This is a genomic window from Variovorax flavidus, assembly GCF_030317145.1.
Lineage (GTDB): Bacteria > Pseudomonadota > Gammaproteobacteria > Burkholderiales > Burkholderiaceae_C > Variovorax > Variovorax flavidus.
In genome coordinates this window covers 539,167-559,093 of the sequence record NZ_JASZYE010000003.1, presented here as the reverse complement: position 1 = coordinate 559,093, position 19,927 = coordinate 539,167, and the positions used below count along the sequence as shown (strand labels likewise).

General features: G+C 66.5%; 15 protein-coding genes. 9 read left to right on the top strand and 6 right to left on the bottom strand.

What is annotated here, in order from left to right:
- Positions 1-452 precede the first annotated feature (452 nt).
- The 5 genes from gltS to QTH90_RS17850 form a co-directional block, all read right to left on the bottom strand.
- Positions 453-1,667, bottom strand: a complete 1,215-nt coding sequence (gene gltS, locus QTH90_RS17870; protein WP_286665902.1) for a sodium/glutamate symporter — start codon at positions 1,665-1,667, stop codon at positions 453-455.
- Positions 1,668-1,955: 288 nt separating this feature from the next.
- On the bottom strand, positions 1,956-3,035 hold the full coding sequence (gene mltB, locus QTH90_RS17865) for a lytic murein transglycosylase B (protein WP_286665901.1): 1,080 nt from the start codon (positions 3,033-3,035) through the stop codon (positions 1,956-1,958).
- Between the two features lie 53 nt (positions 3,036-3,088).
- A complete protein-coding gene (locus QTH90_RS17860; RefSeq protein WP_286665900.1) occupies positions 3,089-5,083 on the bottom strand; it encodes a transglutaminase TgpA family protein in 1,995 nt (664 codons plus the stop codon).
- Positions 5,077-6,084 carry a DUF58 domain-containing protein gene (locus tag QTH90_RS17855; RefSeq protein ID WP_286665899.1) on the bottom strand — a complete coding sequence of 336 codons (1,008 nt, stop codon included), beginning with the start codon at positions 6,082-6,084 and terminating at the stop codon, positions 5,077-5,079. Before QTH90_RS17855 ends, QTH90_RS17860 begins: the two co-directional genes overlap by 7 nt.
- Positions 6,081-7,001 (bottom strand): AAA family ATPase, encoded by a 921-nt coding sequence (locus QTH90_RS17850; protein ID WP_286572441.1) that lies wholly within the window; start codon positions 6,999-7,001, stop codon positions 6,081-6,083. The genes QTH90_RS17855 and QTH90_RS17850 overlap by 4 nt, the downstream gene beginning before the upstream one ends.
- A gap of 75 nt (positions 7,002-7,076) precedes the next feature.
- On the opposite strand from QTH90_RS17850, the gene QTH90_RS17845 reads away from it, so the two are divergent.
- The 7 genes from QTH90_RS17845 (at position 7,077) to QTH90_RS17815 (ending at position 15,238) form a co-directional block, all read left to right on the top strand.
- Positions 7,077-8,030 carry a histone deacetylase family protein gene (locus QTH90_RS17845; protein WP_286665898.1) on the top strand — a complete coding sequence of 318 codons (954 nt, stop codon included), beginning with the start codon at positions 7,077-7,079 and terminating at the stop codon, positions 8,028-8,030.
- 9 nt (positions 8,031-8,039) lie between these two features.
- Positions 8,040-9,320: a mechanosensitive ion channel family protein gene (locus QTH90_RS17840; protein WP_286665897.1), complete on the top strand. Its 1,281-nt coding sequence runs from the start codon at positions 8,040-8,042 to the stop codon at positions 9,318-9,320.
- A gap of 141 nt (positions 9,321-9,461) precedes the next feature.
- Complete coding sequence (locus QTH90_RS17835) at positions 9,462-10,211, top strand: electron transfer flavoprotein subunit beta/FixA family protein (RefSeq protein ID WP_286665896.1); 750 nt, start codon at positions 9,462-9,464, stop codon at positions 10,209-10,211.
- Positions 10,212-10,213: 2 nt separating this feature from the next.
- Positions 10,214-11,149 carry an electron transfer flavoprotein subunit alpha/FixB family protein gene (locus QTH90_RS17830; RefSeq protein WP_286665895.1) on the top strand — a complete coding sequence of 312 codons (936 nt, stop codon included), beginning with the start codon at positions 10,214-10,216 and terminating at the stop codon, positions 11,147-11,149.
- Between the two features lie 97 nt (positions 11,150-11,246).
- Positions 11,247-13,037, top strand: coding sequence for an acyl-CoA dehydrogenase (locus QTH90_RS17825; RefSeq protein ID WP_286665894.1), 1,791 nt, complete (start codon positions 11,247-11,249; stop codon positions 13,035-13,037).
- Between the two features lie 88 nt (positions 13,038-13,125).
- Positions 13,126-14,088 carry an NAD(P)H-dependent flavin oxidoreductase gene (locus tag QTH90_RS17820; protein WP_286665893.1) on the top strand — a complete coding sequence of 321 codons (963 nt, stop codon included), beginning with the start codon at positions 13,126-13,128 and terminating at the stop codon, positions 14,086-14,088.
- Positions 14,089-14,098: 10 nt separating this feature from the next.
- Entirely contained in the window at positions 14,099-15,238 is a 1,140-nt protein-coding gene (locus QTH90_RS17815; RefSeq protein ID WP_286665892.1) for an acyltransferase family protein, read from the top strand.
- Here QTH90_RS17815 and QTH90_RS17810 read toward each other — a convergent pair.
- A complete protein-coding gene (locus tag QTH90_RS17810) occupies positions 15,235-16,365 on the bottom strand; it encodes a glycosyltransferase family 4 protein (RefSeq protein WP_286665891.1) in 1,131 nt (376 codons plus the stop codon). The genes QTH90_RS17815 and QTH90_RS17810 overlap by 4 nt on opposite strands.
- Before the next feature lie 109 nt (positions 16,366-16,474).
- Here QTH90_RS17810 and cydD point away from each other — a divergent pair, with 109 nt between their 5' ends.
- The gene (cydD, locus tag QTH90_RS17805; RefSeq protein ID WP_444814733.1) at positions 16,475-18,202 is read left to right on the top strand and encodes a thiol reductant ABC exporter subunit CydD; all 1,728 of its coding nucleotides are present in this window, start codon (positions 16,475-16,477) and stop codon (positions 18,200-18,202) included.
- A complete protein-coding gene (locus QTH90_RS17800) occupies positions 18,199-19,893 on the top strand; it encodes an amino acid ABC transporter ATP-binding/permease protein (RefSeq protein WP_444814732.1) in 1,695 nt (564 codons plus the stop codon). Before cydD ends, QTH90_RS17800 begins: the two co-directional genes overlap by 4 nt.
- Positions 19,894-19,927 lie beyond the last annotated feature (34 nt).

The following is a 19,927-nucleotide window of genomic DNA, read 5'->3' as shown; positions in this document are numbered from 1 at the left end:
CGCAGACTACGTTGCGGTAGATGCTGCGGCTTGCGTCGCAGAGGTGCATACGGGAGACCAATCCCGGTCGCGTCTCTCGACGTGACGGGGCCGAGTATAGCCAGCCGATAGGTTGAGGAAACGCAAGGCGCCGAGCCCCTGAAGCGGATCCACGCAGGAGGCCTACTGCTTCTTCCAGCCCATCCGCTCGAACGCCTGAGCGCATTTGTCGATGTCCTGCTGCGCGAGAAGCGGGAGCGTCGGAGGCACATTCGTGGTGCACTGCTGGACCTGGCCCGTCTTCGGGTCTTGATAGATTGCAGGCGTGGCGCATCCAGCGAGAGTCAGAACAAGGGCAAGTGCGGTTTGTCGCATCTGATTTCCCTCCGGTTGTGACGATTTGCGGCCGTCAATTCTCGGCTTATACGCGACCTCTCTGCAGTCGCATTGGCAGCGCAGGCGGTCGGTCGCCTTTACTTCGCCATGAACCCAATGACCAATGCGTTGACCAGGTCGATGAAGAAGCCGCATACGAGCGGCACCACGATGAACGCACGCGGCGCGGAGCCATGGTCCCGCGTCACCGCACTCATGTTCGCGATGGCGGTGGCGGTCGAGCCCAGCGCGATGCCGCCAAAGCCTGCGCAGATCACCGCCGACTCATAGTCGCGCCCCATGAACCAATAAACGACGAAGACTGTGAAGCCGATCGCCAGCACCACCTGCAGCACCACCGCGGTCAGCACAAACACCGCGACACCTTGCATCTGCCAGAGCTGCAGGCCCATGAGCGCCATGGTCAGGAAGACGCCGAGGCAGACATCCGAGATCAGGGACACTCCGGCCCGCATGCGGTCCCAATGCCAGAGCTGGCCCTTCTGCTTGGTGAACAACGAGGTCACGTTGCGGACCAGAATGCCGGCGATGAGGGTGCCGACAAAGGCTGGCAGCCTCAGCCCCGTCAACGCGATGAGGTCGCTGATGCCGCGACCCAGGATCAACGCCACGTTGAGCCAGAGCAGCGCCATCAGCACCCCGTTGTAGTCGAGACGCGTGCGGTTCTCGTCTTCGTAGTGGGCACCGGGCTCCAGCGCGGCCTCGGCCGACGAAACGAGCTGGTGCCGGTGTATCAGGTAGGCGGCGATGGGGCCGCCGATCGCGCATGCTGCGATCAGCCCCGCCATGTTGCTGGACAGTCCGATGACCTCTGCATTGGTGATGCCGAGGTCGCGGACGAAATGGGGCACCCACGCCAGGGTGGTGCCTACGCCGCCGGTGAGGGAGATCGAGCCCGTCAGGAGCCCCACGCGGCGGTCCATCCCGAAACCGAGCGCCACCCCCATGCCGACCAGGTTTTGCACCACGATGAAGACAGCGGCGAGCGCCAGCAGCACCGCCAGCGGCCGCCCGCCTTGGCTCAGGGTCCGAACATCCGACGCGAGCCCGATGGCTGCGAAGAAGTACAGGAGCAGGATGTCCCGCACACCGAGCTGGAAATCGACCTTCAGCCCAAGGGTCAGATACAGAGCGCTGACAACCACGATGCATACCAGCCCGCCCAGTACCGGTTCCGGAATGCTGTAGCGCCGCAACAGCTCGAAGCGGCGCGTGCACGCCTTGCCGACAAAGAGCAGCAGAACCGCGAGGGTGAAGCTGACGTAGGCGTCGAGGTGGAGGTCTTGTGGCAAGTGCGTGCTCCGGTAAGGGGGCGGGTGTCCGGCCGGACGGGCTAGGCGCTCATGATGGCAGAAGCAGCCGCTTTTGCCGGCTGACTGACAGGCTTGACGGCAGCGAATGCAGCAGGACGGCGTGTTGCGGCCAGCCCGTCCAGACAGGCCGGCGCGCTTCTTAGCGAGCGATTGCCTGGCTCAGATTGGCGCGATCGGCTTGGCCGAGCTTCGAGCGCATCGAGGCGGTGAGATACAGCGGTTGGCGCCTAAGAAACGCGCCCGGGACTCGCAGCGCCATGGCATCCATCACTGCTCCATCGCCGCCCGCACTTCGCGCCCCAGCTCGATCACCGACATGGCGTAGTAGCTGCTCCAGTTGTAGCGAGTGATGACGTAGAAGTTCTGGGTGCCTGCGACGTAGGTGGCAGTCTCGCCGCCGTTCTGCAGTTCGACGAGCGCGAGCAGGCCGTTGTACTTGAGCGCATCGCCACGCAGCACGGCGCCGCCGGCGACGAAGGCGTCGGTGCTGAAGGTCGGCACGATGTCGGGCGCCAGCAGAACGGATTTCTGGAGCCGCGACTCGTCCAGGCTCACCGGAAAGATCGCCGGCATGCCGGGCTTCCAGCCGAAGGCCTTGAAGTAGTTGGCCACGGAGCCGATCACGTCGGCCGGGTTGTTGACCAGGTCGATGCGGCCGTCGCCGTCGAAATCGACCGCGTACTTGGCGATGCTGCTGGGCATGAACTGGGGCATGCCCATCGCGCCGGCGTAGCTGCCGACCGGGATCATGGGGTTTTCGGCGGTGCGGCTTTCGGTGCTGAGGAAGCTTTCGAGCTCGCCGCGGAAGAAGGCCCGGCGCTCGGCCGCGCGGGGGTGGGCGTCGGGGAAATCGAAGGACAGCGTCGCAAGCGCGTCGATCACGCGGAAGTTGCCCATGTTCCGGCCGTAGATGGTCTCGACGCCGATGATGCCGACGATGATTTCGGCGGGCACGCCGGTCTTCGCTTCGGCACGTGCGAGCGTGTCGGCGTTGGCGCGCCAGAAGCGCACGCCGGCCTGGATGCGCACGGGGTCGATGAAGCGGCTGCGGTAGACGTACCAGTTCTTGGGTGTGCCGGTCGGCGCCGGGAGCATCAGGCGCGGAACATTGGGCAGTTGCCGCGCATTGCCGATGGTTTCCCGCACCCATTTGCGATCGAGATTGCGGCGTGCGGCGATCTCGTCCGCGAACTGCATTGCATCTTCACGCGTGGCATAGGGAACGCCGCCGCGCACGGGGCCATTGCGCTTTTCGGAGGGCGGCTGGGCGGAGGCGGGCGCCGCCTGCAGAAGCGTGGTCGCGACGACGAGGGCTGTCGCGAGGGCGTGGGGGAGATGGCGTCGCATCGTGCCGATTGTGCCGCTCGCGCGGACGGCGTCTCCAGTGGACACAAGTGGTTTCAGCGGGGCCACGCGAGGCGACGGAATTCGGAGCGCAGTGCCGACAGGCCATCGCCCGGTGCCTTGGCGTAGCGCTGGGCCTCGAGCCTGATCAGCCAGTCGCGCGCGGCTTGCGCACCGGCTCCAAAGCGTTCTTCCAGCCGAGCGGCCATCTGGCGCGGCGGCGTCGCTTCGGGCACGTCGATGCCGGCCTGCTTCAGCCGCGCGCGGGCCTGGCCCAGCAGGCGCAGCCAGGGGTCGTGCTGGCTGCGCTCCCACAGCGTCCAGGCGGCGCCGGCGAGGCTGGCGGCCACCATCAACACGAGCAAGACGATCACCAGATCTTGCAGGCTGGGCGCTTCGAAGCCGATGTTCTTGAGCAGGTCCAGCTGCCGGCTCTGCGTGTAGTTGAGCACCCACTGGTTCCAGCCGTTGTTGACGGCCTCCCAGGTGGCCCGCAAGGTTTGCGACAGCGTGGGGTTCATCGCCTCGATCGCGCCTGCGAGCAGGCCCGGCTGTGCCGCGAGCCGGCGGAACTGGCCGACGCGATCGGGCGATATCGCACCGGTCGGGTCGACGCGCACCCAGCCCGCACCTTCCTGCCAGATCTCGGCCCATGCATGCGCATCGCTGTTGCGCAGCACCCAGTAGTTGTCGACGTCGTTGATCTCTCCGCCCTGGTAGCCGGTGACGATGCGCGCCGGAATGTCGAGCGCGCGCATCAACACCACGAAGGCCGAGGCGATGTGCTCGCAGAACCCGGCCTTGATGTCGAACCAGAACTGGTCGGCGGTGTCGTCGCCATACAGCCCGGGTTCGAGCGTGTAGGAATAGCCGCCCGTGCGAAGCCGTTGCAGAGCGGCCTGGACGAAAGCCTGGGTGGACGCGCCTGCCAGCGCCGGATCCCGACGCATCTGCGCCGCGAGTTCGACGGTGCGCGGGTTCGAGCCGGGCGGCAGCGCGACGTAGGGTTGCAGGGCGGGCGTGCGGCGCACGGGGCCGCTTTGGAACTGCGTGAAGCTCTCCGCGCGGTAGCGGACGAGATCGCCGATGGGGCGGGAGGCGATCCATTGAAGTTCAGGCGTGCCGAAGATCTCGTAGCCGGGGAGATAGGGCTTGTCCGGCGTGGCGTCGAGCGTCAGCAGCCAGGCGCGGTTGGTGGGTTCGAGGGTGACTTCGTAGCTGCTCACCTCGCCGCGCACGCGTAGGCTTGCTGGCATGGAGCCGCGCGAGAAAGGGGGGAGGGCGGTCCATTCGCGGCCGTCGAAGCGCGACAACACGGGCCCGCGGAAGTACAAGGCTGCGCGCGGCGGGACGCGATCGCCATCGAACCGGATGCGCGCGGCAATGCCGTCGTCGAGCGCAAGCTCCGCAATGGTGCCCACGCGCATCGTGTTCGACAGGCCGGTGCGCCCGGCCATGGCGTCGCTGGGCGTGCCCCACAGCGGCGCCATGCGGGGGAACAGCATGAAGAGCACCAGCATGATCGGCGCGCCGAGCAGTGCCATCCATCCCGCGGTGCGCGCGGCTTGCGCCAGCGGGGGCTTGCCGACGGGCATATGGGCATTCACCAACGCGGTCAGCAGGCCGAGCAAGGCGAGCAGCATCGCGAACGCCGTCATCAGCGATTGCGAATAGAAGAAGTTCGTGAGCATCGTGAAGAAGCCCAGGAAGAAAACCACGAAGGCGTCACGGCGTGCGCGGAGCTCCAGCGTCTTCAGCGCGAGCAGGATCACGATCAGCGTGACGCCGGCATCGCGGCCGAGCAGCGTGCGGTGGGTCGAATAGGTGGCAATCAGCGTGATGGCGAGGAGGGCGACGCGCCACCACTTGCCGGGCAAGGGCTTGGCCTGCACGGCCAAGGTGCCGCGCCAGAGCAGGACGATGGCCGCGAGGGAACTGCACCACCAGGGCAGGTTGGGCACCTGCGGCAGCAGGATGAGGCCGATGACCACCAGGAGGAAGAGGGTGTCCCGCGCGTCCCTGGGCAAGCTCTGGAGCCGGGGAATCAACATACCGCCAGCACCTCCAGGCACCGCCGCTTGTGCGCTTCGCCCTGCGACGGCGCAACGGTGCGCCCGGCAACGCGCAGTCCGTAGTCGACGCCCAGGCGATCGGCCATGAGCACCCAGGCGCACAGGCGGGACAGGCGCGCCTCGGTGCCGGGCAGGCCGGCGCCTTGCGCATCCAGCCAGAGTTCCTGGCGCTGCGCCTGCTGTGTGTCCCTGCTGACCAGGTCCTCGGAGCCCCTGGCCTGGGCTTGCGCGGCACGTTTCCAGACGACGAGTTTCAGCGGGTCGCCGCGCCGGTAGGCGCGAACGCCGTCGTATTCGCCCGCCAGGTGGGTGCGCGCCGGGGCCGAAGCAGCCTGCCCGGCCAGCGGCTCGCCGGCGGGCAGCGGCGGTGGATTCGTTTCGGGAGCGGGGTACACGAGCATCTGCGACGCCGGCCGCCAGATCGTCCACACCCTGAAGGTGCCCAGCGGAAAGCGGGTTTCCGCCGTGAGCGTCGGTACGGGATGGAGCCCGCGGCGTTCGGGCCTGAACGCCACCTCGACCGTGGCGCTCCCTTGGGCGGGGACGTCGCTCCACGACCATTGCCCGCTGCGGTGGACGGCCAGGCCGATGCCGTAGCGCGTCGTGCGCCGGGCGTTGTTCAGTACTACGCGAAAGACGGCGGCCGCGCCCGCGTACTGGGCGTCAGGCGGGATGAGGCGCATCGCAAGTCCACGCAGCGTGCCGTGGCACACGTGCATGCCGACCGCCACGCTGCCAGCCAGGAGAAAGGTCAGCAGGTAGCCGAGGTTGAGCTGATAGTTGATCGACGCGATCAGCAGCAGGAGCAGGGTGGCCGCCAGCATCCAGCCCGCCTTGGTCGGCAAGATGTAGACGTTGCGCTGGGTGAGTTCGAGCGTGTCCGACGGTGGTCGGCGCGACAGGAACCAACGGTCGATACGCGAACGCAGCGGCGCGAAGGGGCGCGCGATCTGCGCGCGGGCCAGCGCCGGGGCCTTCACGGCAGTGGTACCGCCGCGGTCATGGCGCGAACCTGCTCGACCGCGCCGCGTCCGGCGTCGCCGACGGGCGTCAGGCGGTGCGCGATGGTTTGCGGGAGCACCGCCTGCACGTCGTCGGGTGCGACGTAGTCGCGGTTGGCCAGCAGCGCCTGCGCCTTGGCAGCGCGCAGCACGGCAATGCCCGCGCGCGGCGAAAGGCCTTGCAAGAACCAGCGGCCGGAACGCGTCGCGGCAATCAGGTCCTGCACATAGTTGAGCAGGGGCTCGGCAGCATGCACCTGCAGCACGCGCTGCTGCAGTGCCGTGAGTTCGCCCGCGGTCAGCAAGGCGGGCAGCGATGCGAGCATCTCGCGCCGATCGGCACCGGCGAGCAACTCGCGTTCGGCGGCGCGGTCAGGGTAGCCGAGCGAGATACGCATCAGGAAACGGTCGAGCTGCGATTCCGGCAGTGCGAAAGTGCCCAGCTGGTCGTGCGGATTCTGCGTGGCGATCACGAAGAAGGGCGTGGGAAGCGGTCGCGTCTCGCCTTCGACGGTGACCTGCTTCTCTTCCATGGCCTCGAGCAGGGCGCTCTGGGTCTTGGGGCTCGCGCGGTTGATTTCGTCCGCCAGCAGTACCTGGGCAAAGATGGGGCCGGGGTGAAACACGAAGGCCTGCTGGCCCCGGTCGTAGATCGCTACGCCCGAAAGATCGCCCGGCATCAGGTCGGCCGTGAACTGCACCCGTGAAAACTGCAGCCCGAAGGTGTGCGAGAGCGCATGCGCCAGGGTGGTCTTGCCGACCCCCGGAACGTCCTCGATCAGCAGGTGGCCGCCCGCCAGCAGACAGGCCACACAGTCGCGTACTTGCGCCTCTTTGCCCACGATCACCGTGTTAAGCTGACCGAGCAAACTGGCGAGCTTCGCGGCGACGTCCATTTTTGTATCCATATGCAAACAATACCGTAAGCCTTGCGGCCCCATGCCGCGTGAGGCTACGAGGCGATTCGATCCATGGGTAAAACTGGCTATTTCACACACCGCGATTGCTGGAAGCACGACATGGGGGCCGGCCATCCGGAGTGCCCTGCGAGGCTCGACGCGATCGAGGACAGATTGCTCGTCACCGGCGTCGGCGACGCATTGCAACGCGGTGAAGTGCCGCTCGCCACGCTCCCGCAGATCACCCGCGCCCACAGCGTTGCGCACATGGAGCACCTCGAAGCGCTGAGCCAGCGGCTGATCGAGGACGCCCCGGCCGGTGGCCCGGACCATGCGCAGATCGACCCCGACACCATGCTGACCCGGTTCACCGTGCTGGCCGCACGCCGCGCCGCCGGTGCCGCGATCGCGGCGACCGATGCAGTGATGGCGGGTGAGATCGACAACGCGTTCTGTGCGGTGCGCCCGCCCGGCCACCATGCCTGCCGCGACAAGGCGATGGGTTTCTGCTTCTATAACAACGTCGCGATCGCCGCGCGCCATGCGATCGAGGAGCATGGGCTCGAACGCGTCGCCATCGTCGACTTCGACGTGCACCATGGCAACGGCACCGAGGACATCCTGAGCAACGACCCTCGCGTGCTGATGGTCGGCATCTTCCAGCACCCGTTCTATCCGTACAGCGGTACGGAGCATCCGGCGCCCAACATGCTCAACCTGCCGGTGCCGGCGTACACGCGCGGCATGGATGTACGCGAACTGATCGAGGCCTGCTGGATGCCGCGGCTTGAGGAGTTCAAGCCGGAAATGATCTTCGTGAGCGCCGGTTTCGATGCGCACCGTGACGACGACTTGGGCCAACTCCGGCTCAACGAGCAGGACTTCGGCTGGATCACGAGCCGCATCGTGGACGTGGCACGGCGGCATTCCAAGGGCCGCATCGTCTCGATGCTCGAAGGGGGCTACAACCTGGACGCTTTGGCCCGCAGCGTCGAAGAGCATCTGCGGGTGCTGGCGGATCTCTAGCCCGGACCGATGGATTTCAGCGTCTTTACCCAAAGATTCAGCGAAATCCATGCGCGGGGCGTGTGGATCGAAGTGGTCGTGCTGGTCGCATGCGTCGGAGTTGCCTGGGCGACCTGCCGGTGGTTCGGACGCGACCAGCCGAAGGATTCGATCTGGTTCGGCACGCGGACCTTCGATGGCGTGCTGTTCCCGTTGCTGGCGCTGGTGCTCACCGATCTTGCGCGCCGCGCGACATTGACCTTCCAGCCGGTGCTGGTGTTGCGCATCGCGGTGTCGGTGTTCGTCTCGCTCGCGGTGATTCGCTTCTTCGCGCTCGTGCTTCGGGCCGTGTTTCCGGCGTCGGCCATGGCGCGGCTCGTGGAGCGGACCATCTGGTGGTTCGCGTGGATCGGAGCCGTGCTCTGGATTGTCGGGTTGTTGCCGCCGGTGCTGGCGGAACTCGACGAGATCACGCTGGCCTTCGGCCGGACGCGGGTGAGCCTGCGCACGATCCTCGACGGATTGCTGTCGGCCGGGTTGGTGCTCGTGATCGCGCTCTGGATTTCGTCGACCATCGAGAACCGCATCCTGCGAGAGGCGGTGCACGACCTTTCGATGCGCAAGGTGGCGTCGAATGCAATCCGCGCCTTTCTGTTGTTGATCGGCCTGCTGTTCGCCTTGTCGGCGGTGGGGGTCGATCTGACGGCCCTGTCGGTGCTGGGCGGTGCATTGGGCGTCGGTCTGGGTTTCGGCTTGCAGAAGCTTGCGGCCAACTATGTCAGCGGTTTTGTGATCCTGCTCGAACGGTCGATCCGTATCGGCGACAACGTGCGGGTCGACGGCTTCGAAGGCCGCATCACCGATATCAAGACGCGCTACACGCTGGTGCGGGCGGGCAACGGGCGCGAATCGATCGTGCCCAACGAATCGCTCATCACGAGCCGGGTCGAGAACCTTTCGCTGGCCGATCTCAAGTTCAACATCACGACCAACATCGTGGTGGGCTACGACAGCGACGTCGCGAAAGTGCAGGCGATCCTGTGTGCGGCAGCGGCCGCGCAGCCGCGCGTGATGACCGATCCCGCGCCGGTTGCCTTCCTGCTCAACTTCGTGCCGGACGGATTGGAGTTCAGCCTCAACCTCTGGGTGTCCGATCCGGACAAGGGGCGAGACAACCTTCGCTCCGCCATCAACATCGCGATTCTTCAGGGGCTGCGCGAAGCCGGCATCGTTGTGGCCGGCCCCCAGCGGGTGGTGCGCGTCGAATCGTTACCACCTGTTGTGATTCCGGCGGATCAGCCTCGCCTATAATTGCAAAAAAGCACGATCGTTCGTTTTTGAGGCGCCGACGGTGTGCCCTGATTGAAATGGACAGTTCGCGCAGAGGCCGGCGCCTAAAATCTCCGGCTGCCCTGCACCCCCCCGGTTTCGCAATTCAATGGAGTCAAACCAATGAAGATCCTGGTCCCCGTCAAGCGGGTCGTCGACTACAACGTGAAGGTGCGCGTCAAGAGCGACGGCACCGGTGTGGACATCGCCAACGTCAAGATGAGCATGAACCCCTTCGACGAGATCGCCGTCGAAGAGGCGGTGCGCCTGAAGGAGAAGGGCGTTGCCACGGAAATCATCGCTGTCTCGTGCGGCGATGCGAAGTGCCAGGAGACCCTGCGCACGGCCATGGCCATCGGTGCAGATCGCGGCATCCTGGTCGAGACCACCGAAGAACTCCAGCCGCTGGCCGTTGCCAAGCTGCTGAAGGCGCTGGTCGACAAGGAACAGCCCCAGCTGATCATCCTGGGCAAGCAGGCGATCGACGACGACGCCAACCAGACCGGCCAGATGCTGGCTGCGCTGGGCGATCTGCCGCAAGCGACTTTTGCCTCCAAGGTCGAAGTCTCGGGCGACAAGGTCAGCGTGACCCGTGAAGTGGACGGCGGCCTGGAGACCATCTCCCTGTCGTTGCCCGCAGTCATCACCACCGACCTGCGCCTGAACGAGCCGCGCTACGTGACCTTGCCCAACATCATGAAGGCCAAGAAGAAGCAGCTCGACACCGTCAAGCCCGAAGACCTCGGCGTGGACGTCAAGCCGCGCCTGAAGACCCTGAAGGTCAGCGAGCCGCCGAAGCGGGGTGCCGGCATCAAGGTGCCTGATGTCGCCACGCTGGTGGACAAGCTGAAGAACGAAGCCAAGGTGATCTGATCATGACCGTACTTGTTATTGCCGAACACGACCACGCCACGCTCAAGCCGGCGACCCTGAACACCGTGACCGCAGGCATTGCCTGTGCGAGCGGCGATGTCCACGTGCTGGTGGCTGGAGCGAATGCCGCTGAAGCCGCCAAGGCCGCCGCCCAGGTGGCGGGCGTTGCCAAGGTGATCGTGGCCGACAGCGCCAGCCTGGCCGAGAACCTCGCGGAGAACGTCGCAGCCCAGGTGCTGGCGATTGCGAAGAACTACAGCCACATCCTGTTCCCGGCCACGGCCAACGGCAAGAACGTCGCACCGCGCGTGGCCGCCAAGCTGGATGTGGCCCAGATCAGCGACATCACCAAGGTCGACAGCCCCGACACCTTCGAGCGCCCGATCTATGCGGGCAACGCCATCGCCATCGTGCAAAGCAGCGACGCCATCAAGGTCGTGACCGTGCGCACCACGGGCTTCGACCCGGCAGCGGCGACCGGCGGCAGCGCAGCGGTGGAAACCGTGGACGGCGTGGCCGACAGCGGCAAGTCGAGCTTCGTGGGCCGCGAAGTCACCAAGAGCGAACGCCCTGAGCTGACGGCAGCCAAGATCATCGTCTCGGGCGGCCGGGCACTGGGCAGCGCGGAGAAGTTCACCGAGGTGATGGCGCCTCTCGCGGACAAGCTCAACGCAGGCCTCGGCGCGAGCCGCGCCGCGGTGGACGCAGGCTACGCGCCGAACGACTGGCAAGTGGGCCAGACCGGCAAGATCGTGGCGCCACAGCTGTACATCGCAGCGGGTATCTCGGGCGCGATCCAGCATCTGGCGGGCATGAAGGACTCCAAGGTGATCGTGGCGATCAACAAGGACGAAGAAGCGCCGATCTTCAGCGTGGCCGACTACGGCCTCGTGGCTGACCTGTTCACGGCCGTGCCGGAACTGGTCAAGGCACTGTGAGATAGACCCACTCGATGTTCGAGCCAAAGGGCATCGTTCGCGATGCCCTTTTTCACATCGGTTCGCGTTCGGCCCCAAAAGGCCACAGGAGACAAACATGAGCTACATCGCTCCCCTCAAGGACATGCTGTTCGACATCGAACACCTCGCGAACATCGCGCAGGTGTCGCAGATGCCGGGCCTCGAAGAAGCCGGCCTCGAAACCGCACAGGCCGTGCTTGAAGAATGCGCGCGCTTCAACCAGGACGTGGTCGCACCGCTCAATGTGGCGGGCGATCGGGACCCGTCCTCGTTCAAGGACGGCAAGGTCACGACCACGGCCGGCTTCAAGGAAGCCTTCGCACAATACGTCGCAGGCGGCTGGCAAGGCCTCCAGCATCCGGCCGAGTTCGGTGGACAGGGACTGCCCAAGACGATCGGCGCCGCATGCGGCGAGATGCTGAATTCGGCCAACATGAGCTTCGCACTGTGCCCGCTGCTGACCGACGGCGCCACCGAGGCACTGCTCACCGCCGGCTCCGACGAGCTCAAGGCGACCTATCTCGAGAAGCTCGTGAGCGGCCAGTGGACCGGCACGATGAACCTGACCGAGCCGCAAGCCGGCAGCGACCTCGCGATGGTGCGCAGCCGTGCCGAGCCGCAGCCCGATGGCACCTACAAGGTGTTCGGCACCAAGATCTTCATCACCTACGGTGAGCACGACATGGCCGAGAACATCGTGCATCTCGTGCTGGCGCGCGTGACCGGGGCACCCGAAGGCGTCAAGGGCATCAGCCTGTTCGTGGTGCCCAAGTTCCTCGTGAACAAGGACGGCTCGCTGGGCGCACGCAACGACGTGCATTGCGTGAGCATCGAGCACAAGCTGGGCATCAAGGCCTCGCCGACTGCCGTTCTCCAATACGGCGACCATGGCGGCGCGGTGGGCTATCTCGTCGGCCAGGAAAACCGCGGCCTCGAGTACATGTTCATCATGATGAATTCGGCCCGCTACGCCGTGGGCATGCAGGGCATCGCGATCGCCGAGCGCGCTTACCAGCACGCGGTGGCCTACGCCAAGGACCGCGTGCAAAGCCGTCCGGTCGATGGCTCGATCAACGCCAGCGCGCCGATCATTCATCACCCCGACGTGAAGCGCATGCTGATGACGATGCGTGCCTACACGGAAGGTTGCCGCGCGATGGCCACCGTGGCGGCTGCTGCCTACGACGCGGCGCACCACCACGCCGATGCCGACACGCGCAAGCAGAACCAGGCCTTCTATGAATACCTGGTACCGCTGGTCAAGGGCTACAGCACCGAGATGAGCCTGGAAGTCGCCTCGCTTGGCGTGCAGGTGCACGGCGGCATGGGCTTCATCGAGGAGACCGGTGCGGCGCAGTACCTGCGCGACGCCAAGATCCTGACGATCTACGAAGGCACGACCGCGATCCAGGCCAACGACCTCGTGGGCCGCAAGACCGCGCGTGACGGCGGACAGACCGCGAAGGCGATTGCCGCGCAGATCGAGAAGACCGAAGCCGAACTCGCGAAGCGCGACACGCCCGATGCGTTGGCGATGGCCAGGCGCCTGAAGGGCGCACGCGAAGCCTTCGTCGACGTGGTCGAGTTCGTGGCGGGCCAGACCAAGGCGTCACCCAATGCCGTGTTTGCGGGCAGCGTGCCTTACCTGATGCTCGCGGGTAACGTGGTGGCCGGCTGGCAGCTCGCGCGCTCGCTGCTGATCGCGGAGGACCTGGCAAAGGCAGGCACCGACGTGGCCTTCATGAAAGCGAAGGTCGCCACCGCGCGCTTCTACGCCGAGCACATCCTGAACAAGGCGCCAGGCCTTCGCGACAGCATCGTCGACGGAGCGGAAAGCGTCACCGCGCTCGCTCTCGAATCCTTCTGAACGCGCGCTCCGCACCTGTCACCCAGCGGACGGGCGCGGCTCGCGCATGACCCTATAACGCTTCGTCCAACATTTCCCCGGAGACCCCATGTCCAAGTTGCCGCCCGTCCTGGCCAATCTTCCCTTGCCCATCATTGGCTCACCGCTGTTCATCATCAGCAATCCCAAGCTGGTGATCGCTCAGTGCAAGGCGGGCGTGGTGGGCTCGATGCCCGCGCTCAACGCGCGGCCCGCGTCGCAGCTCGAAGACTGGCTTGCTGAAATTACCGAGGAACTCGCGGCCTACAACAAGGCGAATCCCGACAAGCCGGCCGCGCCGTTCGCCATCAACCAGATCGTGCACAAGAGCAATGACCGGCTCGCGCACGACATGGAAATGGTCGTCAAGTACAAGGTGCCGATCGTGATCACCTCGCTCGGCGCGCGCACCGATGTCAATGATGCGGTCCACAGCTATGGCGGCGTGACCTTGCACGACATCATCAACAACAACTTCGCGAAGAAGGCGATCGAGAAGGGCGCCGACGGACTCATCGCCGTGGCTGCGGGCGCTGGCGGCCATGCGGGCGTGAAGAGCCCGTTCGCGCTGGTGCAGGAAATCCGCCAGTGGTTCGACGGCCCCATCGCGCTGTCGGGCTCCATTGCCAACGGCGGTGCGGTGCTGGCGGCGCAGGCCATGGGTGCCGACTTCGCCTACATCGGCACGGCCTTCATCGCGACCGAAGAGGCGCGGGCGAGCGCCGAGTACAAGCAGGCCATTGTCGACGGCACGTCCGACGACATCGTCTATTCGAACCTGTTCACGGGCGTGCACGGCAACTATCTCGCGCCGAGCATCGTCGCGGCCGGCATGGACCCGGCCAACCTGCCCGAGGGCGATCTGAAGACCATGAACTTCGGCGGTGGCGAAGGCAGCAAGGCCAAGGCGTGGAAGGACATCTGGGGTTCGGGTCAGGGCATTGGCGCTGTCACCGAGGTCGCGAGCGCCGCGGTCTTCATCGAGAAGCTCAAGCGCGAATACCAGGAAGCGCGGCGCCGTCTTGCGGTCTGAGCGCATGACGATGGGCACCCCAGTGCCACCCGCCGCAGGACGCATGCCGCTGCTCGACGCAGTGAAGGGCATTGCCTGTGCCGTCATCGTCGGGCACCACCTCTCGCGCTACGGTCCGATGCCGGCAGGCGCATCGTCGCTGGCGCCGGGGCTGTTCGACTGGTTGGCGGAAGACGGGCGACTGGCCGTCCAGGTGTTCCTGGTGCTGGCCGGTTTCCTGGCGGCGGGAAGTCTCGCGCCCGACGGCATTCTGCGCGTCGACCGTCCGCTGATGCGGGTCTTCCAACGCTACGGCCGGCTGGTCATGCCGTATCTCGTGGCGCTGATCTTCAGCGTGCTGGTCGCCGCCCTGGTCCGCCCATGGCTCGACGACGAGGCCGTGCCTGCGGCGCCCGGCATGGCGCAGTTGCTCGCGCATGGTCTGCTGCTGCAGGATCTGCTCGGCTACGACGCCTTGTCGACCGGCGTGTGGTACGTGGCCATCGACTTCCAGCTCTTCGTGCTCGCGCTCGCGGCGATCGCTTTTTCGGAGTTGATGCAGCGGCGCTGGTCGGTGCGGCCCGAGCGATCACGCTGGATGGTGGCAGCGCTGGTGCTGGCGCTGGTCATCGCGTCGCTGGCGGTGTTCAACCGCCACGAGGAGTTCGACACCACCGCGCTGTACTTCTTCGGCTCCTATGGGCTGGGCATGCTGGTTTTCTGGATCGGGCGGGCGACGCGGACGAGCACCTGGGGGTTTGCGGTCGTGCTGCTCGCGCTGCTCGGGGCCGCCGCGCTGGCGCTCGACTGGCGCAGTCGCATTGCGACGGCGCTGGTGACCGCACTCGGCGTCGCCATCGTCCAGCACCTCGACGGTCTGAAGCCTGCCGCGTGGCCGTCCCTGGGCGAGCCTTTGGTGCGGCTGGGGCGCATCTCGTATTCGCTGTTCCTCATCCACTTTCCGGTGCTCTTGCTGGTGAGCGCGGTGGTGAGCCGGTTGATGCCTGCAACCCCATGGATCGACATGCTGGGGCTTGTCGCGACCTTTGCGTTGTCGATCGCGGCGGCATTGCTGCTGTATCGCTGGGTCGAATCGCGGCCCGCCACATGGCGTGCGGTGCTGGGCCTGTTCGCGGGCCTGCTGGCCTGCGGCCTGGTGTTTTCGAGCTAGCGGGCGCGCAGGGCGCCACTTTGGCCCTGGCCGGAGAGCGCCTTCGCGTAGTGGTCCGCAAACCGCAAGGCCACGGATTCCCAGTCGTAGCGCTTGGCCTTGCGTTGCGCGGCGTCGGACATCGCGTCGCAGCGTGACGGGGCGAGACCGGCGATCTCCCGTACCGTAGCGAGATCCTTCGGCCCCTTGTCGAAATCGAGAAAGAAGCCGGTCTCCGACTTGTCGACGAAGCCGTTGATCGGCGCGATGTCGCGGCAGACCACGATCTTGCCCGCCGCCATCGCCTCGACGATGCCGATGCCGAAGCCTTCGTATTCGCTGCCCGTGATGAACACGGTGCGTTGCTGCAGTTCCTGCATCAAGGCCGCGTCTTCGATGTACGGATGCATCTTGACCGAGCCCCCCAGCTGGAGCGAGTCGATCCGGGCCTGCAGTGATTCACCCAGCTTGTCGAAATCGGGGCCGGCGATCAGCAGGTCGATCGCGATGCCGTTGTCCCTCGCCATGGCGACGGTGTCGATGACCGCGTCGATGCGCTTGTTGCGCGACCACCGGCCCCAGTAGATCCAACGGGTGGGGTCCGGCGTGCCGGCCGTGCGGCCGCTCTGGAACTTGGCAAAGTTGATGCCGGGTTCGTTCTTCGCTATGTTGTCCGAGAAGCGGGCGAAGTAGGTCATGTCGGAATCGCTGCCGGGCAGGACCTTGCGGTAGTGCCGCAACAGCGTGCGCATCAGGAAGCGCTCGTGGAGCCACTTGAACGCCTGGTGCTGACCCGTGTGATGGAAGCCGCCATGCGGGCTCAAGACCGCAGGAACGCCTCGGCACTGGAGGACGATGTTCGCAGTCAACACCATCAGTTGCGGGTCGTGCACGTGCAGCAAGTCGTAGCCGGCAGCCAGTCGACCCAATCCTCGCGCGTAGCCCACGAGGCGGTTGCCCGTGATCGGCACGCGGTACACCATGACCCCGTCCATCTCGCTCACCGAGAAGGCCGCGTGGTTCGCGGAGACGTGGGCCACATCCACCTGCGTGCCGCCACGCGAGACGCGCGTCGCGAGTTCACGCACGAGGGATTCGATACCTCCGACCTCCGGGAAGTACGTCGGCGTGATGGAAAGGATCTTCAATTGGCGTTCTCCGTCGATCGACACTGGAGCTTAGCGGTTACGTCATGGGGATTTGGCATTCTGGCGCCGGCTTTGCGGCGAAGATCGCGGACGCAGCGTGACATCTCTTATGATTGTCGAGTTTTCAGTAAATACTGAAATTACACGAATTCAACAAGTGAACCCACCCGCATCGATTCCTGGCCTGCGCTCCCTTGACTCTCCCGGACTGGGGAGCCTGGTCCAGGGCTTCGCGGCACTGCTCTGGATTCCGCAAGCGGCCTTGCTGGCGTGGGCCGTGCAGCGTTTGGGTCAGGGCGAGGGTGTCGCAGCGGTCATCTGGCCCGGAGCCGGCATCCTGCTGCTGGGATTTCTGCGAGCGGCTTGCGAAGCCTGGGGCATGCGTCGCGTCTATGCGGCGGCCCGTTCACGCTTGTCCGGCCTGCGCGCAAGAGTTGCCGCTGCGCTCGCTGCGCGTTCGCCTCTCGACAGGGCACGGCCTGCTTCGGGGCTCGCCGCCAGCGTGATCGCAGAACAGGCCGAGGCGGTGGTGCCGTATCTCGTGCGCTACGGCCCCGCCCGCTGGCGCGCCATGGTGGTCCCGCTCGTGATCGTGGTGGCGGTCGCGAGCCTGTCGTGGGTTGCGGCCCTAGTGCTGCTGATCGCGGCGCCTCTGATCCCGACCTTCATGGCCATCGTCGGCTGGCGCGCCAAGGCCGCCAGCGAGGCGCAGATGATCGAAGTCGGCGACATGAATGCCTTCCTGCTCGATCGCCTGCGCGGCCTGGCGACGTTGCGTGCCCTCGGCGCCGTCGACGCGACTGCCCGACGACTGGGCGACGCAGCGCAGAGCCTGCGCGCACGGACGATGGCGGTGCTTCGCATCGCCTTCCTGTCGTCCGCGGTGCTGGAATTGTTTTCCGCGCTGGGTGTCGCCATGGTGGCGGCGTATGTCGGCTTCCATCTGCTGGGCACCTTCGAATTCGGCACGTGGGGCGTGCGCCTCAGCCTGGGCCAAGGCATGTTCATCCTGCTGCTGGCGCCCGCGTTCTTCGAACCGTTGCGCGAACTGTCGGCGGTGTGGCACGACCGCGCGGCGGGCGAGGCCGCGCTGGATTCGCTCGAAGGGCTTGCGCATGAAGGCGTGCCATTGCCGGGGGCGCGAGCGACCGTATCGCCGCACGCCCTGGCTGTGGCCGGCGCGCCCTCGGTCCGCGTCCATGGGTTGCATTTCTCGCACTCCGGCGAGGATGCCTTCTTCGAAGGCTACGACCTGCGCGTCGCCGCTGGCGAGCATGTCGCGTTGATGGGCCCGAGCGGTTCGGGAAAGACGGCCCTGCTGAGCCTGATTGCCGGCTTGGCGCCTGTGCACCACGGCGAGATCGTGATCGGTGGCGTTCCGCTGTCGGATCGCACGGTTGTCACGCTGCGCGCCCGCATGGCGTGGATGGGCCAGAGGCCACACGTGTTTGCGGGCTCGGTCCAGGCAAATGTCGCCCTGGGGCGCGCAGGTGTCCATACGCCACAGGTCGAAGCCGCGATGCAGTTCGCCGCGTTGGACGACGTCGCCCAGGCGCATCCGAGCGTTGCGCTCGGGGAGGGCGGGGCTGGTCTCTCCGGTGGCGAGGCCGTGCGGCTGGCGCTGGCGCGCGTCGCCGCGAATCCCGAGGCCGACCTGCTGCTGGTCGATGAACCGACCGCCCACCTCGATACCCAGACCGCGGAGCGCGTGGCCGATGCGTTGCTCGAACTCGCGCGCGGCAAGACCTTGATCGTGGCAACGCACGACCCCGTGCTCGCCGCGCGAATGCACCGTGTGATCCGCCTGGATGCGGTGCCGGAAGAGGAGGCCGCGTGAAGCTCTGGCGCGACCTTCGTCCGGTCATCCTTCCATTCCTGGCCGCTGAGCCGGGCCGCCTGGCGCTCGGCGCAGGGATGGCTGCGCTGACCGTGTTGATGGGCATGGCACTGCTGGGGCTCTCGGGGTGGTTCATCACGGCCACGGCGATTGCAGGCCTCAACGCAATGACGGCGATCCGCTTCGACGTGTTCATGCCATCGGCCGGCATCCGCTTGCTTGCGTTGGGTCGCACCGCATCGCGCTATGGCGAGCGGCTGGTGACGCATGACGCCACCTTCGGCGTGCTGGCCGCACTGCGAGAGCGGCTCTTTCGTGGATGGGCGCGTCCCGACGCGGCGCGCCAATTGCTGGCACGTCCTGCGCGGCTGCTGTTCCGCCTCACGGCCGACATCGATGCACTCGAGTCACTCTACCTGCGCATGCTCGTGCCGGGCGCCGCGGCATTCGGCGCCGCATTGCTGGCAGGCATCGTCCTCGGCTTCATGAGCCCGTGGATGGGAGTCGCGCTGGCGCTCTGGCTGACGGGCGCCGGCTGGGGCATCGCATTGCTGGTTGCCGCGCGTGCGCGGCCGGCCGCCGTCCGACGCGCCCAGGCCATGGAAGCCTTGCGCGCGCGCGCCGTGGACCTGGTGGCAGGCCAGACGGAACTGGTCATGGCCGGCAGGCTCGGTGCGCAGCGCGAAGCGCTGGCCGCCGCTGATCGTCATCTCGCGCAAGCCGACCTGAGGCTCAATCGTCTGGAGGCGGGGACGGGCATGGCCTATGGCATGGCCGGGACGCTGACTTTGACGGCCGTGCTGGTCGCTGTGGGCTGGCTCGCCGGCGAGGGCGCGATCGGGGCGCCGGCCGCAGCGCTTGCGCTGCTGGTTGCGCTGACGGCCATCGAGCCCTTCGCCGCCCTGCGCCGCGGTGCGCTCGAGACCGGCCGTGCCTGGCTGGCTGCCCGGCGGCTGGCGCCGCGCATGGCGCAGCAGGATGAGACGGCCTGCGCCGCGACCGGCATGCCCGGTGACGGATATGCATTGCAATTGACCGGGGCCGCCGTGTCCCATGCCGGCAGTCACACCGCCACACTGCAAGACGTCTCCTTGACCTTGTCCGCAGGAGAACGCGTGGCACTTGTCGGCCCCAGCGGCGCGGGCAAATCCACCTTGCTCGCCGCACTGGCGGGCGAACTGCCGCTGCAATCCGGCCACGTTCTCGTGCAGCCGCATTGCCTGCTGACGCAACGCACGGAGCTCTTCCAGGACAGCCTGCGCGCCAACCTCAGGCTCGCCGACTCCCTTGCAGATGACGCCCGACTCTGGCGCGCGTTGCAAGCGGCCGGACTCGCGCATGAAGTGAAGGCGATGGCCTCCGGCCTCGACACGCTGCTCGGCGAAGGCGGCCTGGGCCTGTCCGGGGGCCAGTCACGCCGCCTGGCACTGGCGCGGCTGCTGCTGCGAAAAGTACCCCTTTGGCTAATGGACGAGCCGACCGAAGCATTGGACACTGCGGCTGCGCACGATGTGTTGCAGCGCCTCGAAGTCCATGCCGCAGGTCGCACTCTCCTGATCGCGACCCATCTGCGGCGCGAGGCTGCGCTGGCGGACCGTCTGGTCTGCATGAAGGAAGGCCGCATCGTGGCCGACCTGAAGCGCGGCACGCCCGCTTTCGATGCCGCACTGAGCGCGCTGCGACCGGACTGAGAAACGAGCGATAGGCAGAACACGAAAGGAACCC

Coding starts and splice junctions, on each gene's coding strand:
- mltB (WP_286665901.1), bottom strand. CDS start 3,035: ATGCGACGCCATCTCCCCCACGCCCTCGCGACAGCCCTCGTCGTCGCG.
- QTH90_RS17860 (WP_286665900.1), bottom strand. CDS start 5,083: ATGTTGATTCCCCGGCTCCAGAGCTTGCCCAGGGACGCGCGGGACACC.
- QTH90_RS17850 (WP_286572441.1), bottom strand. CDS start 7,001: ATGGACGTCGCCGCGAAGCTCGCCAGTTTGCTCGGTCAGCTTAACACG.
- QTH90_RS17845 (WP_286665898.1), top strand. CDS start 7,077: ATGGGTAAAACTGGCTATTTCACACACCGCGATTGCTGGAAGCACGAC.
- QTH90_RS17840 (WP_286665897.1), top strand. CDS start 8,040: ATGGATTTCAGCGTCTTTACCCAAAGATTCAGCGAAATCCATGCGCGG.
- QTH90_RS17835 (WP_286665896.1), top strand. CDS start 9,462: ATGAAGATCCTGGTCCCCGTCAAGCGGGTCGTCGACTACAACGTGAAG.
- QTH90_RS17830 (WP_286665895.1), top strand. CDS start 10,214: ATGACCGTACTTGTTATTGCCGAACACGACCACGCCACGCTCAAGCCG.
- QTH90_RS17825 (WP_286665894.1), top strand. CDS start 11,247: ATGAGCTACATCGCTCCCCTCAAGGACATGCTGTTCGACATCGAACAC.
- QTH90_RS17820 (WP_286665893.1), top strand. CDS start 13,126: ATGTCCAAGTTGCCGCCCGTCCTGGCCAATCTTCCCTTGCCCATCATT.
- QTH90_RS17815 (WP_286665892.1), top strand. CDS start 14,099: ATGGGCACCCCAGTGCCACCCGCCGCAGGACGCATGCCGCTGCTCGAC.
- cydD (WP_444814733.1), top strand. CDS start 16,475: ATGATTGTCGAGTTTTCAGTAAATACTGAAATTACACGAATTCAACAA.